Source organism: Streptomyces sp. NPDC001980 (assembly GCF_040296885.1).
Taxonomy (GTDB): domain Bacteria; phylum Actinomycetota; class Actinomycetes; order Streptomycetales; family Streptomycetaceae; genus Streptomyces.
The window spans coordinates 113,641-127,602 of sequence record NZ_JBEOYD010000029.1 but is presented as its reverse complement, the minus strand read 5'-3'; the positions used below and the strand labels follow the sequence as shown (position 1 = coordinate 127,602).

The window sequence follows — 13,962 nt, the reverse complement described above, 5'->3', positions numbered from 1 at the left end:
TCATCAGATGACCTTGAGTCGTACCAGCGCTCCCAGTGTCAGCGCTCCCGGCAGCAACGGCACCCACACGGTGATGATCCGGTACGCGAGGACGACGGCCGTGGCCACCGCCACCGGGCCGCCGGCCGCCACCAGCGCCACGATCAGCGCCGCCTCCACCGAGCCCAGGCCGCCCGGCGTGGGGATCAGGGCGACGGCGACCGTGGCCGCCAGGTACGCCAGCGCCATGTGCGCGGGCGGCACGTCGAGGCCGAGGGCCTGCCCCACCGCCACCAGACCGGCCGCCTGGAGCGCCGGGAAGGCGAGAGAGCCGCCCCACAGCGCCAGCGCCCGGGACGGCCGCGTGTGGACCGAGCGGGCCTCGCCCAGGGCGCTGCGCACGAAGCGGAACACCGGCTCGCGCACCCGCCGGACGAGGAACAGCGCGGCCAGCGCCACGGCGACCAGCGCGCCGGCGACGGCCAGGACCGGTCCGACGTCCCCGTCGGGGAGCAGCCCGTCGAGCCGCAGGGCGTCGGGGAAGGCGACGAAGAACACGGCCATCAGGCCCACGCGGGCGATGGACTCGGCGAGCAGATAGAGGGCCAGCGCGGCGGAGGAGGTGGCGAGCGGCACCCCGCACACGGTCATGAACCGCAGGTTGACCGCGCCCGAGCCGAGACCCGTGGGCAGCAGGTGGTTGGCCGAGCCCGCCGCGAGCTGGGTGGCCAGCAGCCGCCAGCGGGGCAGCGGCTGGACGACCGCACCCTGCCGGGTGAAAGCGGCGGCCACCCAGGTCAGACAGGTGGCACCGCCGGCCGCAAGGAGCCAGGGCCAGGAGGCGTCGCGGAGGTGGCCGAAGCCCTCGACGAGGACCGACCAGTGCTGCACCGCGATGACCGCGACCAGCACGAGCGGAATGAGCGTGAGGATGTGCCGCCAGGGGATACGACGGGCGAGCCGGGGGAGACGGCTCTCACGGAAGCCGGGGATTCTTACCGCTGTCACATCGGGAGAGGTTTTCCGCGCCGCCCCAACTGCGGGTGGCGGAAGAGGAGACACCGGATGACGGCCGGGAAGCGGGTGAGGGGGGAGGTCCACCGGGGAACTCACCTGCGGCTTCGCGGAGCCGGTCGGGGCCTGCGGAGGGCTCATCGGGTCCTTCGTACGGGGGGACGGCGAGCGGACATTGACCTCAACGACGCTTGAGGTCCTACGTTCTCCCTCATGAGTATGGAGACCACCGCCTGGACGCAGCTCCACAGCGTGATGACCGCCCAGCAGGAGCGGCGCCCGTTCGACCGGGCCACGCTGCGCCGTATCGCCGCCTTCGCCCGCCCGCACCGGGGCGGCATAGTCCGTTTCGTCCTCCTCGGGGTGCTGACCGCCCTGCTCGCCGTCGCCACCCCGGTGCTCGCCGGCCATGTCGTCGACGCGATCGTGTCGGGCCACGACACCGGCACGGTCGTACGGCTGTCGCTGCTGATCGCGCTGGTCGCGGTCGCGGAGGCGGCCCTCGGCGTGCTCGGGCGGCGGCTCTCGGCGACGCTCGGGGAGGGCCTCATCCTCGACCTGCGCACGGCTGTGTTCGATCATGTGCAGCGGATGCCCGTCGCGTTCTTCACGCGTACCCGTACGGGAGCGCTGGTCAGTCGTCTCAACAACGACGTGATCGGCGCCCAGCGGGCCTTCGCCAACACCCTCTCCGGCGTGGTCAGCAACCTGGTCACGCTGGTGCTCACGCTCGTGGTGATGCTCACCCTGTCCTGGCAGATCACCCTGCTCGCGCTGGTGCTGCTGCCGCTGTTCGTGGTGCCCGCCCGCCGGATGGGCGGCCGGATGGCCCGGATGCAGCGGGAGGCCGCCGCGCTCAACGCGGCCATGGGCACCCGGATGACCGAGCGCTTCTCCGCGCCGGGCGCCACCCTGATCAAGCTCTTCGGCCGCCCCGAGGAGGAGTCGGCGGAGTTCGCCGCGCGCGCCGCCCGGGTCCGGGACATCGGCGTGCGCACCGCCACCGCCCAGTCGGTGTTCATGACCGCCCTGACCCTGGTCTCCTCCCTCGCCCTCGCCCTGGTCTACGGCCTCGGCGGCTGGTTCGCGCTGCGCGGCACCCTGGAGCCGGGCGCGGTGGTCGCCCTCGCCCTGCTGCTGACCCGCCTCTACGCCCCGCTGACCTCCCTCGCCGGGGCCCGCGTGGAGGTGATGAGCGCGCTGGTCAGCTTCGAGCGGGTCTTCGAAGTGCTCGACCTGAAGCCCCTGATCGAGGAGAAACCGGACGCCCGCGAGGTCCCCGAGGGCCCGGTGGCCGTCGAGTTCGAGGACGTCCGCTTCGCCTACCCGGCCGCCGACCAGGTCTCCCTCGCCTCGCTCGAAGAGGTCGCGGTCCTCGACTCGCGCGGCGGCAGCGAGGTCCTGCACGGCATCTCCTTCCGCGCCGAACCCGGCCAGACGATCGCCCTCGTCGGCTCCTCCGGCGCCGGCAAGTCCACCATCGCCCAGTTGCTGCCGCGCCTGTACGACGTCGACGAGGGCACCGTCCGCATCGGCGGCACCGACGTCCGCGACCTGACCGCCGGCTCGCTGCGCGCCACCCTCGGCATGGTCACCCAGGACGGCCACCTCTTCCACGACACCGTCCGCGCCAACCTGCTGCTCGCCCGGCCCACCGCCACCGACGAGGAGTTGTGGGAGGCCCTCGGCCGGGCCCGCCTCGGCGAGGTCGTACGGTCGCTGCCCGACGGCCTGGACACGGTGGTCGGCGAGCGCGGCTACCGGCTCTCCGGCGGCGAGCGGCAGCGGATGACCATCGCCCGGCTGCTGCTGGCCCGCCAGCGCGTGGTCATCCTCGACGAGGCCACCGCCCACCTCGACAACACCTCGGAGGCGGCCGTCCAGGAGGCCCTGGCCGAGGCGCTGGACGGACGTACCGCCGTGGTCATCGCCCACCGGCTGTCCACGATCCGGGCCGCCGACCAGATCCTGGTGGTCGAAGCGGGAGAAATCGTGGAGCGCGGCACCCACGAGGAACTCCTGCTGGCGGACGGCCGGTACGCCGAACTGCACCGCACCCAGTTCGCGGAGGTGACCGCGCCCTGACGGAGCGTTCACATCGCCGTCACATTTTCCTGTGAGTAGAGGAGGGGAGCGCTCCCCTACTTGACGACCGTGGTCCGGACCTTTAGCTTCACGCCTTAAACAAAGGCTCACGTGTGTAGCCAACACCCACCTGACCAAAGGGTGTTGGGCCACACCGTGCTGCCACCCCCCGCGTGAAAGGCCAACCCCCCGCAATGGCCAGACCTCTGCCCACGGCTGTCGCCCTCGCCGCCCTGTCGCTCTCCGCAGGCCTGCTCACCGCCTCCCCCGCACAGGCCGCCACCGGCACCATCACCGGCCTCGCCGGCAAGTGCCTCGACGTCGCCGGCGCCAACTCCGCCGACGGCACGGCCGTCCAGCTCTACGACTGCAACGGGACCTCCGCCCAGCAGTGGACCCGCGGCAGTGACGGCACCCTCCGCGCCCTCGGCAAGTGTCTCGACGTCACCGGCAATTCGACCGCCGACGGCGCCAAGCTGCAGCTGTGGACCTGTAGTGGCGGTGCGAACCAGCAGTGGACCGTGTCGTCCGCGAACGACATCGTCAATCCGCAGGCGAACAAGTGCATGGACGTCACCGACAACAACTCCGCCAACGGCACCCGGATACAGATCTGGACCTGCGCGGGCACCGCCAACCAGAAGTGGACCGCCCCGGCGGCCGACGGGGGCACCACCCCGTCCGCGCCGATGGCCGTGGCTCCCTACCTCTACAACGGCTGGGGCGACCCGCCGAGCCCGACCACCATCACCAACGCGACCGGCGTGAAGTACTACACGCTCGCGTTCGTCCTCAGCAACGGCTACTGCAACCCGCAGTGGGACGGCAGCCGGGCGCTGACCGGCGGCGTCGACCAGAGCACCATCAACACCGTGCGCGCCAACGGCGGTGACGTCATCCCGTCCTTCGGCGGCTACAGCGGCAACAAGCTGGAGAGCTCCTGCTCCAGCGCGAGCGAGCTGGCGGCGGCCTACCAGAAGGTCATCAACGCCTACGGCGGGCTCAAGGCCATCGACATCGACCTCGAAGCCGACGCCTACAGCAACGGGACCGTGCAGCAGCGGGTCGTGGACGCGCTGAAGACGGTGAAGGCCAACAACTCCGGCCTGAAGGTGTACATCACCATCGGCACCGGGCAGAGCGGTCCGGACACCAGCCTGATCAACCGGGCCGCGTCCTCCGGGCTGACCGTCGACGCCTGGGCCATCATGCCGTTCGACTTCGGCGGCGCGGGCCAGAACATGGGCAACCTCACCACCCAGGCGGCCGAGGGGCTCAAGAACGCGCTGAAGAACGCGTACGGCTACAGCGACGACACCGCCTACCGGGACATGGGCATCTCGTCGATGAACGGCATCACCGACAACAGCGAGACCGTCACGGTGGCCGACTTCCGGACCATCCTCGCCTACGCCCAGCAGCACCACCTGGCCCGGCTCACCTTCTGGTCCGCCAACCGCGACCGGCCCTGCACCGGCGGCTCCGCCGACAGCTGCTCCGGCGTGAGCCAGTCGAACTGGGACTACACGCGCGTCTTCGCCGGATACACCGGCTGATCCCCTCCGCAAGCCGCTCTCAAGGAGAACAAGTGCTTTCCCTTCCCCGGCGCCGCAGATCAACGGCCGCCGCAGCGGTGGCCGTTGTCGCCGCCTCCCTGCTGACCACGGCGGGCGCCTCCTCACCCGCGTCCGCCGCCACGCTGCCCACCGGCAACACCACCCTGCTCAACGCGGCCAGCGGCAAGTGCGTGGACGCCAAGGCGGCCGCCACCGCCGACGGCACCGTCGTCCAGCAGTACACCTGCAACAACACCACCGCCCAGCAGTGGAGTTTCACCTCCACCAGCGACGGCTACGTCCGCATCAACAACGGAAACAACACCAACGAGGTCCTGGACGTCACCGGCGTCTCGACGGCCGACAACGCGGCCGTCCAGATGTGGACCTACGGCGGCGGCAACAACCAGCAGTGGCTGCCCGTGGACGACGGCGGCGGCGCCTACCACTTCGTCAACCGCAACAGCGGCAAGTGCCTCGACGACCCCAGCGCCTCGACGGCGGACAGCGTGCAGTTCGTGCAGTACACCTGCAACGGCACGCAGGCCCAGCGGTTCCAGGTCGTCCCGGTGACCCAGTCGAGCAACCCGGACCTCGGCTCCAACGTGGTCATCTTCGACCCGTCGATGTCCGCGTCGACCATTCAGAGCAAGCTGGACTCGATCTTCGCGCAGCAGGAGACCAACCAGTTCGGCTCCCAGCGCTACGCCGTGATGTTCAAGCCCGGCGCCTACAGCGCGGACGTCAACGTCGGCTTCTACACGCAGGTGCTCGGCCTCGGCCTGTCGCCCGACGCGGTCTCGATCAACGGCGCGGTGCACGCGGAGGCCGACTGGTTCCAGGGCAACGCCACCCAGAACTTCTGGCGCGGCGCCGAGAACCTCTCCGTCAACCCGACCAGCGGCAGCGACCGCTGGGCGGTCTCGCAGGCCTCCGCCTACCGCCGGGTGCACCTGCGCGGCAACCTCGCCCTGGACGACGGCGGCTGGTCCAGTGGCGGCCTGATCGCCGACAGCCAGATCAACGGGCAGGTCAACTCCGGTACCCAGCAGCAGTGGCTGACCCGCAACTCGCAGCTCGGCAGCTGGACCGGCTCCAACTGGAACATGGTCTTCGTCGGCAGCACGGGCGTGCCGTCCACCACCTTCCCGAGCCCGCCGGACACCACGGTCGCGCAGAGCCCGACCTCGCGTGAGAAGCCGTTCCTGTACGTCGACGGCTCCGGCAACTACCAGGTGTTCGTGCCGTCCACGCGCTCCAACTCCTCCGGCACCAGCTGGAGTTCGAGTTCCGCGGCCGGTACGTCGCTCTCGCTCGACAGCTTCTACGTCGTGAAGCCGGGCGCCACCGCCTCCCAGATCAACGCGGCCCTGACGGCGGGCAAGAACCTCCTGGTCACCCCGGGGGTCTACCACCTCGACCAGACCCTGCAGATCAACCGCGCCGACACGGTCGTCCTGGGCCTCGGCCTCGCCACCTTCGTCCCGGACAACGGCATCACCGCCATGAAGGTCGCCGACGTCGACGGCGTCAACATCGCGGGCCTGCTCTTCGACGCCGGCACCACCAACTCCTCCACCCTGGTGGAGGTCGGCCCGAGCGGCTCCTCGGCCTCGCACGCCAGTGACCCGACCTCGCTGCACGACGTGTACTTCCGCGTCGGCGGCGCGGGCGTCGGCAAGGCCACCACGAGCCTGGTCGTCAACAGCGACAACGTCATCGGCGACCACATGTGGATCTGGCGCGCCGACCACGGCACCGGAGTCGGCTGGACCACCAACACCGCCGACACCGGACTGGTCGTCAACGGCGACAACGTGACCATGTACGGCCTGTTCGTCGAGCACTTCCAGAAGTACCAGACCCTCTGGAACGGCAACGGCGGCAAGACGTACTTCTACCAGAACGAGATGCCGTACGACCCGCCGAACCAGTCCTCGTGGATGAACGGCTCGACCAAGGGCTACGCGGCCTACAAGGTCGCCGACTCGGTCACCAGCCACCAGGTGTACGGCCTCGGCAGCTACTGCTACTTCAGCACCAACTCGAGCGTCGTCGCCGATCACGCGATCGAGGCGCCGACCAACTCGAACGTCAAGTTCACCAGCATGGTGACGGTCTCCCTCGGCGGCACCGGCACCATCACCCACGTCATCAACAACAGCGGAGGACCGTCGAACTCGTCGACCAACGTCGCGAACCTCACCTCGTATCCGTGACCGTCGCCCGGTGAACGGACAGCGGGTGCCCCGGCGGATCTCCGCCGGGGCACCCGCCTTTCGTCACGACGGCGAGTTGTGCGTGGACCGCGTCGTACGCGCCGCGGGCCGGTCCTTCGGCTCCTGCTGGTCCGGTCCCGGCCGGTGGCCGCCGCGCAGTGCGGAGGCCACCGCGGAGACCAGGGCCATGCCGGCGGCCACGCCGAAGACGACGGCCAGGCCGTGGTGGAAGGGACCGGACACCAGCTGCGGGAAGAAGGTGTGCCCGGTCAGCACCGACCGCTGGGCCTTGGTGACATGGTCCAGGACGCCCTCGGAGGCGAGCAGGTGCTCGATGGGGTTGTTGCCGAGGAACGTCGCGAACAGCGTGCTCACCGGCGGCAGCGACGCGGCGTGCGCCGCGGAGGCGGCCGGCACGCCGTGCGCCATGAGGCCGCTCTTCAGCGTCGACGGGAGCGAGGAGGCGAGCCCGGACACCATCAGTGAGAAGAAGACGCCGATGGACAGCGCCGTACCCGAGTTCTGGAAGGTGGACCGCATGCCCGAGGCCACGCCCCGGTACTCGGCCGGCACACTGCCCATGATCGACGAGGTGTTGGGTGCCGAGAACATGCCCTGGCCGAGGCCGTTGAGCAGCAGCAGCGCCGCGAACAGCCCGTAGTCGAAGTCGACGGGCAGGGCGAGCAGCCCCAGGAAGGACGCGGTGACGACGACAAGACCCGCGGTGGAGAAGAACCGGGCGCCGAACCGGTCCGACAGGTAGCCGGACACCGGCCCCGCGATCAGGAAGCCCAGCGTCAGCGGGAGCATGAAGATGCCGGCCCACAGCGGGGTGTCCTCGAAGTCGTAGCCGTGCAGCGGCAGCCAGATGCCCTGCAGCCAGATGATGAGCATGAACTGCAGGCCGCCGCGCGCGATCGAGGTCAGCAGGGCGGCCACGTTGCCCGCAGCGAACGCCCTGTTCCTGAAGAGCGCCAGGTTGAACATGGGTTCGGCGACCAGGGTCTCGATGACGCAGAAGGCCAGCAGCAGGGCGACGCCGCCGATCAGGCCGGTCAGCACCCACGGGTTCCCCCAGCCGGTGGCGCTGTCGCCGTAGGGCTGGATCCCGTAGGTGATCCCGGCCAGCAGGATGCCGGCACCGGCCGCGAACGTGAGGTTGCCGAGCCAGTCGACCCGGCCGGGGCGGCCCGCCGAGGTCTCGCGCAGGCTCAGGTACGACCAGATCGTGCCGGTGATGCTGACCGGGACGCTCACCCAGAACACGGCACGCCAGTCGACGACGGCGAGGAGCCCGCCCGCCAGGAGACCGAGGAACTGCCCCGCCAGCGCGGTGATCTGGTTGATGCCGAGGGCCATGCCGCGCTGCCGGGCCGGGAAGGCGTCGGTGAGGATGGCGGCCGAGTTGGCGGTCAGCATGGACCCGCCGAAGGCCTGCACGATCCGCCACAGGATCAGCCACAGGGCCCCCGCCCCCGCGCGGAACGGATCGAGCGAGAGCGCCACCGAGGCGCACGCGAAGATCAGGAAGCCCAGGTTGTAGATCTTCACCCGGCCGAACATGTCGCCGAGCCGTCCGAGCACGACCACCAGCACGGCGGACACCAGCAGATAGCCCAGGATCATCCAGAGCAGATAGCCGATGTTGCCCGGCGCGAGCGGGTCGAGGCCGATGCCGCGGAAGATCGCCGGCAGCGAGATGATCACGATCGACGCGTCCATCGTCGCGATCAGCACGCCGAGCGTGGTGTTCGACAGCGCGACCCACTTGTAGCCGGGTCCGGCCGGGGTGTCCTTGTGGCGGGCCGAACGCAGGGCGGCGGACCACCGCTGCCCGCTCACAGCCGCTCCGCCAGCCGGTCGAGGAGCGGCAGGGCCGCCCCGAGCGTCGCGCGCTCCTGCGCGGAGAACGTGTCGAGGACGGCCGCGAGCCGCTGGACCGACTCGGAGCGCCGCTCGGCGAGCACCGCCCGCCCCTCCTCGGTGGCGGCCACGATGCTCCGCCGCCCGTCCGCGGGGTCGGGGGTACGACGGACCAGACCGCGCTGTTCGAGCTGGGCGAGGGTGCTCGCCATGGCCTGCGGCCGCACCCGCTCCGTCTCGGCGAGGGAGGTCGGGGAGTCCGGGCCCTCGGCCGCGAGCCGCGCCAGCACGGAGACGCCCGACAGGGACACGTCCCCCACGGCGTGCGCCTGCCGCAGCCGCCGCGTCACCCGGCCCACCGCGAGCCGGAGATCGGACGCGAGCCGGGTGACGTCGCTCAGGTCGCGTATACCGCCGCCATCGGCGGCCATGTCTGCCTTCACATGTACTAACACTAGGTTTATCAGTCTGAACTGCTCAACCATTCGTTAGTAAATATGACGGTCAGCGGGCCATGCGATGTCGCCGGCCGCCGTGCCGCAGCCGGACCGCGGCGTAGACGAGGTCGGCGAGGAGCACGACGGCGCCGACGATCAGCAGGTAGAACAGGCCGTGGACGGCGAATCCGACGATGCCCAGGACGAGGGCCACGAGGACCAGGAACAGGAACAGACTCATCGGCTCTCCCGGACGGACTCGGTGGGTCAGCGGCGGCCCAGGCGGCGCTCGCCGCCCGCGCCCGGGACGTAGTCGAGTTCGTAGTGCGCGAAGACCGCGGGTTCCCGGGCGGCCGGCAACTCGCCGTCGGTGTCGATCGACGGAGCCTTCTTGACCACGTCCTTGCGGTAGGCGACCTTCAGGTAGGCCGGACCGACGGTCGCCTCGGCGACCGGGACGAACACCAGGCGGCGGCGGGTGGGCAGCCCGACCGTCACGGTGACGAAGCGGGGTTCGTCGGTCGTGGTGTCCACGTAGACCGACTCCAGGACGCCGATCCTGTGCCCGGCGGCGTCGACCACGTCATGACCGCGCCACTCTCGGATGTCGGTTGCTTCGACCATCGGACACCTCCGCCGACCGGGTACCCGGTGCGGTCGCCGGCAGTCATGGAGCCACGCGGATGCCCATGACGCGGGTGTCGTCGTCGCTGTGCAGAGGGCCGGTGGCTGCCCCTTCCGGTGGCGTGCTCACGCGGCGCTCTGCGATGCGGACAGCCAGGCGCGGTAGCGGCGCAGGGCCCGTCGCTGCCTGCGCAGGTCGGAGACGAGGGCGATGGCCGGGTGGGTGTGGGGCGTGGGCCGGCTTCCGCGGGCGATACGGCGCAGCTGGAGGCGGACCTGTGCCATGCCGGCGGCCGAGGCGAGGGCCTTGTCGGACCAGGTGACGGGCCGAAGCTGCTCGTCGGCCTCGCGGCCCTGGCGCCAGTGGTCGGGCAGGTCCGGGGTGACGGCGAGGGCCGTGCCCATCCCGACGACCGCCACGCCGCTGTCGAGGACTCGTTCCGCGGTGTGCCGCCGGGTGATGCCGCCGGTGAGCATCAGCGGCAGCGGGCTGGTCTTGACCAGGTCCCTCGCCAGGTCGAGGAAGTACGCTTCGCGGGCCTGGGTGCGCGCGTCGGCGGGACGGCCCGACATCGCCGGGCTCTCGTAGCTGCCGCCGGACAGTTCGACCAGGTCGACGCCGAGCGGTTCGAGCATCGCGATCACCTGGCGTGCGTCGTCGGCGTCGAACCCGCCACGCTGGAAATCGGCGGAGTTGAGCTTCACCGCGACCGCGAAGGTGGGGGAGACGGCGGCGCGAACCGCGCGAACGACGTCCAGCAGCATCCGAGCCCGGTTCTCCAGCGATCCGCCCCACCGGTCGGTGCGCTTGTTGACCAGGGGGGACAGGAACTGCGACAGCAGGTAGCCGTGCGCGGCGTGGACCTCCACACCGTCGAAGCCCGCCTGCTCGGCGCGCAGGGCCGTGACGGCGTACCGGGTCACGGTGGCCTGGATCTGCTCGGGGGTCATGGCGACGGGGCGGCCGAAGCGGCTGCTGTGCCTGCCCAGGTCGACGGCGACCGCGGACGGGCCCCACACGACGCCGGGCATGTCGGATCCGATCTGACGGCCGGGGTGGTTGATCTGCATCCAGACAGCCCCGCCGCCGGCCTTGCCGGCCTTGGCCCACTCGATGAACGGCTCCAGCGGCGCGGCGGCGTCGAGCACCACGCCGGCGGGGCCGGTGAGCGCCTCGGCGTGGACCATGACGTTGCCGGTGATCAGCAGTCCGGTGCCGCCGGCGGCCCAGCGCCGGTACAGACCGAACAGCTCCTTGTCCGGGAGCTGGCCGTCGCCGGCCATGTTCTCCTCCATGGCCGCCTTGGCGATCCGGTTGTTCAGCACGTGCCCGGAGCGCAGGGACAGGGGCGTGAACAGCTCGCTGGTCATCCCGGTTCCCCTCTCAATCTCAGTCGCTAGAATGTATGCGGCGTTCACATTAAGGCGACGATGTCAGCGGCGTAAACATGGTGGGGCGTGAGTGTGACCCGCGTCGCAAGCGGGTGGCCGTTCTTTGATGTTGACACTGCTCACTCCCGCGGCCTAATGTATGCATCGTAAACATTAGGTTTTCGGGGATGCCAGGTATGAGCCCCTGTCCCGGCCATGTGAACGGAGCACCATGAAGGCGGTATCGATCAAGGAACCCGGCGGCCCTGAGGTCCTGGAATGGATCGAGGTCGAGGACCCGCGTCCCGCCGTGGGCGAAGTGGTCATCGATGTGGTGGCCAGCGCCCTGAACCGGGCGGACATCATGCAGCGTTGGGGTCTCTACCCGATGCCGCCGGGGGCGTCGCCGTATCCGGGGCTGGAGGTCTCGGGCCGGATCGGTGCCGTCGGCGAGGGGGTGACCGGCTGGCAGGTGGGTGACGAGGTCTGCGCGCTGCTGACGGGGGGCGGCTACGCGCAGAAGGTCGCCGTCCCGGCAGGGCAGTTGCTCACGGTGCCCGAGGGGACCGGCCTGGTCGAGGCCGCGGGCCTGCCCGAAGCGGTCGCCACCGTGTGGTCCAACATCGTCATGACGGCCGGGCTGAAGAAGGGTGAGACCCTCCTCGTGCACGGCGGGGCCGGCGGTGTCGGCACCGCGGCGATCCAGATCGCCAAGGAGCTGGGCGCACGTGTCGTCACCACCGTCGGCGGCTCCGAGAAGGTCGAGCGGGCGCGTGGGCTGGGCGCCGACGTGGCGATCGACTACCGCACGCAGGACTTCGCCGAGTACGGCCCGTACGACGTGATTCTCGACGTCATCGGCGGCGACTACCTCGAACGCAACGTCAGGTCCCTCGCCGCCGACGGACGTCTGATCGTCATCGGCCTGCAGAACGGCCTGGAGGGCAACCTCAACCTGGCCGAACTGGTGGCCAGGCGTATCTCCGTGCACGGCACCACCCTGCGCAGCCGGTCCAAGGAGCAGAAGGCGGCCATCGTCGCCGAGGTGCAGAAGAACGTCTGGCCGATGATCGAGAGCGGAGCCGTGCGGCTGGTCGTCGACCGGACCGTGCCCATGGCCGAGGCCGCGGAGGCGCACCGGCTCATGGAGGCCGGCGGACACCTCGGGAAGATCCTGCTGGTGAACGGCTAGGGGGCAGCGCAGTGCGCAGGTACCTCTCGATCTTCGAGTCGGACGCATGCGAGGGTAAAGTGAAGAACGCCCTTGACCTGCAGAAAGCAGGCAGGGAGCCGTCTTCTAGGAGCTCAGAATGCTGCGCACTTTGATGAAGTCCAAGATCCACCGCGCCACCGTCACCCAGGCCGACCTGCACTACGTGGGATCCGTGACCATCGACGCCGACCTCCTCGACGCCGCCGACCTGCTGCCGGGCGAGCTGGTCCACATCGTCGACGTCACCAACGGCGCCCGGCTGGAGACGTACGTCATCGAGGGCGAGCGGGGCTCCGGGGTCGTCGGGATCAACGGGGCGGCCGCCCATCTCGTGCACCCCGGAGACCTGGTGATCATCATCAGCTACGCTCAGGTCACCGACGCCGAGGCGCGTACGCTTCGGCCGCGGGTCGTGCACGTCGACCACGACAACCGGGTCGTGGCCCTCGGCGCCGACCCTTCCGAGCCGGTACCGGGCTCGGACCAGGAGCGCAGCCCGCAGGCCGTGTCGGCCTGACCGAAGGACCAGGAGGGCGACATGAGCGACATCGAGATCCGCGACGACCGGGCGGCAGGCCGTCTGGAGGCGGTCGCCGGCGACGAAGTCGTCGGCCACATCGAGTACTTCGTCCTGGAGTCGCCCTCCCGGGCCCTCGTGCCCGTCCACACCATCGTGGAGCCGGAGCACGAGGGGAAGGGCATCGCGGGCTCCCTCGCCCGGGAGCTGTACGCGATCTCCGAGCGCGAGGAGACTCCGGTGGCCCCGCTCTGCCCGTACGTCGTCAGGTGGGCCGAGCGCCACCCCGACGTGGCGCCGACACCGGACCCCGAGCTGCTGCGCGCGGCGAAGGAATGGCTGGTCGCCCACCCCGACCGCTTCTGAGGGCCCGCGCATGCTCGCCCTCCTCCACACCTCACCCCTCCACGTCCCCGTCTTCGACGCCCTGCGCGACGAGCACCACCCGGGCCTGGAGCTCCGCCATTCCGTGGCCCCGGACCTCCTGGCCCGAGCCCGCAGGGAGGGCCCCGAAGCGGTGGCCGGGGACGTCACCGCGGCCCTCCACCGGGCAGCGGCGGACGACGGCGTACGGGCCGTGCTCTGCACCTGCTCGACGATCGGCGAGGTGGCGGAGCGGGCCGCCGGCGAGGTCGGCGTACCGGTCGTCCGCGGTGACCGTCCGATGGCGGCCGCGGCGGTGGCGGTGGGCCCCCGTGTCGCCGTCCTGGCGACGGTCGAGAGCACCCTGCCGCCCACCCTGGCCCTGCTCGACGACGAGGCGCGCCGCGCGGGCCGCCCTGTCCACGCCCGCGCCCACGTCGTACCGGACGCCTGGACCCGCTTCGAGGCCGGCGACATCGAGGGATGCGCCCGCCTGGTGGCAGCCGCGGCGGACGCCGTGACCGACGCCGACGTGATCGTCCTGGCCCAGGCCTCCATGACGTCGGCCGCGAAATTCACGACCACGGCAGTGCCGATGCTGTCCAGCCCCCGCCCGGGCCTCGCGGCGGCCGCGAGGAGTGCGCGAGCGCCGGTCGGGTAGGTGGGGCAGTAGACCCCCAGAGGTGACGTCGAGCCACTGGCCGGAGGACATCATGACGAG

General features: G+C 70.7%; 13 protein-coding genes. 7 read left to right on the top strand and 6 right to left on the bottom strand.

Annotation, left to right across the window (positions count from 1 at the left end):
* Positions 1 to 3 precede the first annotated feature (3 nt).
* Positions 4 to 987 (bottom strand): lysylphosphatidylglycerol synthase transmembrane domain-containing protein, encoded by a 984-nt coding sequence (locus ABT137_RS35180; RefSeq protein WP_351715188.1) that lies wholly within the window; start codon positions 985 to 987, stop codon positions 4 to 6.
* Positions 988 to 1,212: 225 nt separating this feature from the next.
* Here ABT137_RS35180 and ABT137_RS35175 point away from each other — a divergent pair, with 225 nt between their 5' ends.
* From ABT137_RS35175 to ABT137_RS35165, 3 genes are all read left to right on the top strand, one after another.
* On the top strand, positions 1,213 to 3,078 hold the full coding sequence (locus ABT137_RS35175; RefSeq protein WP_351715212.1) for an ABC transporter ATP-binding protein: 1,866 nt from the start codon (positions 1,213 to 1,215) through the stop codon (positions 3,076 to 3,078).
* Positions 3,079 to 3,272: 194 nt separating this feature from the next.
* Positions 3,273 to 4,634: a lectin gene (locus tag ABT137_RS35170; protein WP_351715187.1), complete on the top strand. Its 1,362-nt coding sequence runs from the start codon at positions 3,273 to 3,275 to the stop codon at positions 4,632 to 4,634.
* A 32-nt stretch (positions 4,635 to 4,666) separates the two neighbouring features.
* Positions 4,667 to 6,853 (top strand): pectate lyase-like domain-containing protein, encoded by a 2,187-nt coding sequence (locus ABT137_RS35165; RefSeq protein ID WP_351715186.1) that lies wholly within the window; start codon positions 4,667 to 4,669, stop codon positions 6,851 to 6,853.
* A gap of 63 nt (positions 6,854 to 6,916) precedes the next feature.
* On the opposite strand, the gene ABT137_RS35160 is transcribed toward ABT137_RS35165, so the two are convergent.
* From ABT137_RS35160 to ABT137_RS35140, 5 genes are all read right to left on the bottom strand, one after another.
* A complete protein-coding gene (locus ABT137_RS35160; RefSeq protein ID WP_502984621.1) occupies positions 6,917 to 8,575 on the bottom strand; it encodes an MFS transporter in 1,659 nt (552 codons plus the stop codon).
* A gap of 116 nt (positions 8,576 to 8,691) precedes the next feature.
* Positions 8,692 to 9,147, bottom strand: coding sequence for a MarR family winged helix-turn-helix transcriptional regulator (locus tag ABT137_RS35155; RefSeq protein WP_351715185.1), 456 nt, complete (start codon positions 9,145 to 9,147; stop codon positions 8,692 to 8,694).
* Between the two features lie 73 nt (positions 9,148 to 9,220).
* A complete protein-coding gene (locus ABT137_RS35150; protein WP_351715184.1) occupies positions 9,221 to 9,394 on the bottom strand; it encodes a hypothetical protein in 174 nt (57 codons plus the stop codon).
* Positions 9,395 to 9,420: 26 nt separating this feature from the next.
* Positions 9,421 to 9,777: a PRC-barrel domain-containing protein gene (locus ABT137_RS35145; protein ID WP_351715183.1), complete on the bottom strand. Its 357-nt coding sequence runs from the start codon at positions 9,775 to 9,777 to the stop codon at positions 9,421 to 9,423.
* Between the two features lie 126 nt (positions 9,778 to 9,903).
* Positions 9,904 to 11,148, bottom strand: a complete 1,245-nt coding sequence (locus ABT137_RS35140; RefSeq protein ID WP_351715182.1) for an NADH:flavin oxidoreductase/NADH oxidase family protein — start codon at positions 11,146 to 11,148, stop codon at positions 9,904 to 9,906.
* A gap of 232 nt (positions 11,149 to 11,380) precedes the next feature.
* On the opposite strand from ABT137_RS35140, the gene ABT137_RS35135 reads away from it, so the two are divergent.
* From ABT137_RS35135 to ABT137_RS35120, 4 genes are all read left to right on the top strand, one after another.
* Entirely contained in the window at positions 11,381 to 12,340 is a 960-nt protein-coding gene (locus ABT137_RS35135; protein WP_351715181.1) for an NAD(P)H-quinone oxidoreductase, read from the top strand.
* Positions 12,341 to 12,458: 118 nt separating this feature from the next.
* Entirely contained in the window at positions 12,459 to 12,878 is a 420-nt protein-coding gene (gene panD, locus ABT137_RS35130) for an aspartate 1-decarboxylase (RefSeq protein ID WP_351715180.1), read from the top strand.
* Positions 12,879 to 12,899: 21 nt separating this feature from the next.
* The gene (locus ABT137_RS35125) at positions 12,900 to 13,244 is read left to right on the top strand and encodes a GNAT family N-acetyltransferase (RefSeq protein ID WP_351715179.1); all 345 of its coding nucleotides are present in this window, start codon (positions 12,900 to 12,902) and stop codon (positions 13,242 to 13,244) included.
* A gap of 10 nt (positions 13,245 to 13,254) precedes the next feature.
* Positions 13,255 to 13,902, top strand: coding sequence for an aspartate/glutamate racemase family protein (locus ABT137_RS35120; protein WP_351715178.1), 648 nt, complete (start codon positions 13,255 to 13,257; stop codon positions 13,900 to 13,902).
* Positions 13,903 to 13,962: the final 60 nt, after the last annotated feature.

Bases quoted from the DNA above. Each gene is read 5' to 3' on its own strand.
- ABT137_RS35175 (WP_351715212.1), top strand. From the start codon at position 1,213: ATGGAGACCACCGCCTGGACGCAGCTCCACAGCGTGATGACCGCCCAG.
- ABT137_RS35170 (WP_351715187.1), top strand. From the start codon at position 3,273: ATGGCCAGACCTCTGCCCACGGCTGTCGCCCTCGCCGCCCTGTCGCTC.
- ABT137_RS35160 (WP_502984621.1), bottom strand. From the start codon at position 8,575: ATGGACGCGTCGATCGTGATCATCTCGCTGCCGGCGATCTTCCGCGGC.
- ABT137_RS35155 (WP_351715185.1), bottom strand. From the start codon at position 9,147: ATGGCCGCCGATGGCGGCGGTATACGCGACCTGAGCGACGTCACCCGG.
- ABT137_RS35150 (WP_351715184.1), bottom strand. From the start codon at position 9,394: ATGAGTCTGTTCCTGTTCCTGGTCCTCGTGGCCCTCGTCCTGGGCATC.
- ABT137_RS35145 (WP_351715183.1), bottom strand. From the start codon at position 9,777: ATGGTCGAAGCAACCGACATCCGAGAGTGGCGCGGTCATGACGTGGTC.
- ABT137_RS35140 (WP_351715182.1), bottom strand. From the start codon at position 11,148: ATGACCAGCGAGCTGTTCACGCCCCTGTCCCTGCGCTCCGGGCACGTG.
- ABT137_RS35135 (WP_351715181.1), top strand. From the start codon at position 11,381: ATGAAGGCGGTATCGATCAAGGAACCCGGCGGCCCTGAGGTCCTGGAA.
- panD (WP_351715180.1), top strand. From the start codon at position 12,459: ATGCTGCGCACTTTGATGAAGTCCAAGATCCACCGCGCCACCGTCACC.
- ABT137_RS35125 (WP_351715179.1), top strand. From the start codon at position 12,900: ATGAGCGACATCGAGATCCGCGACGACCGGGCGGCAGGCCGTCTGGAG.
- ABT137_RS35120 (WP_351715178.1), top strand. From the start codon at position 13,255: ATGCTCGCCCTCCTCCACACCTCACCCCTCCACGTCCCCGTCTTCGAC.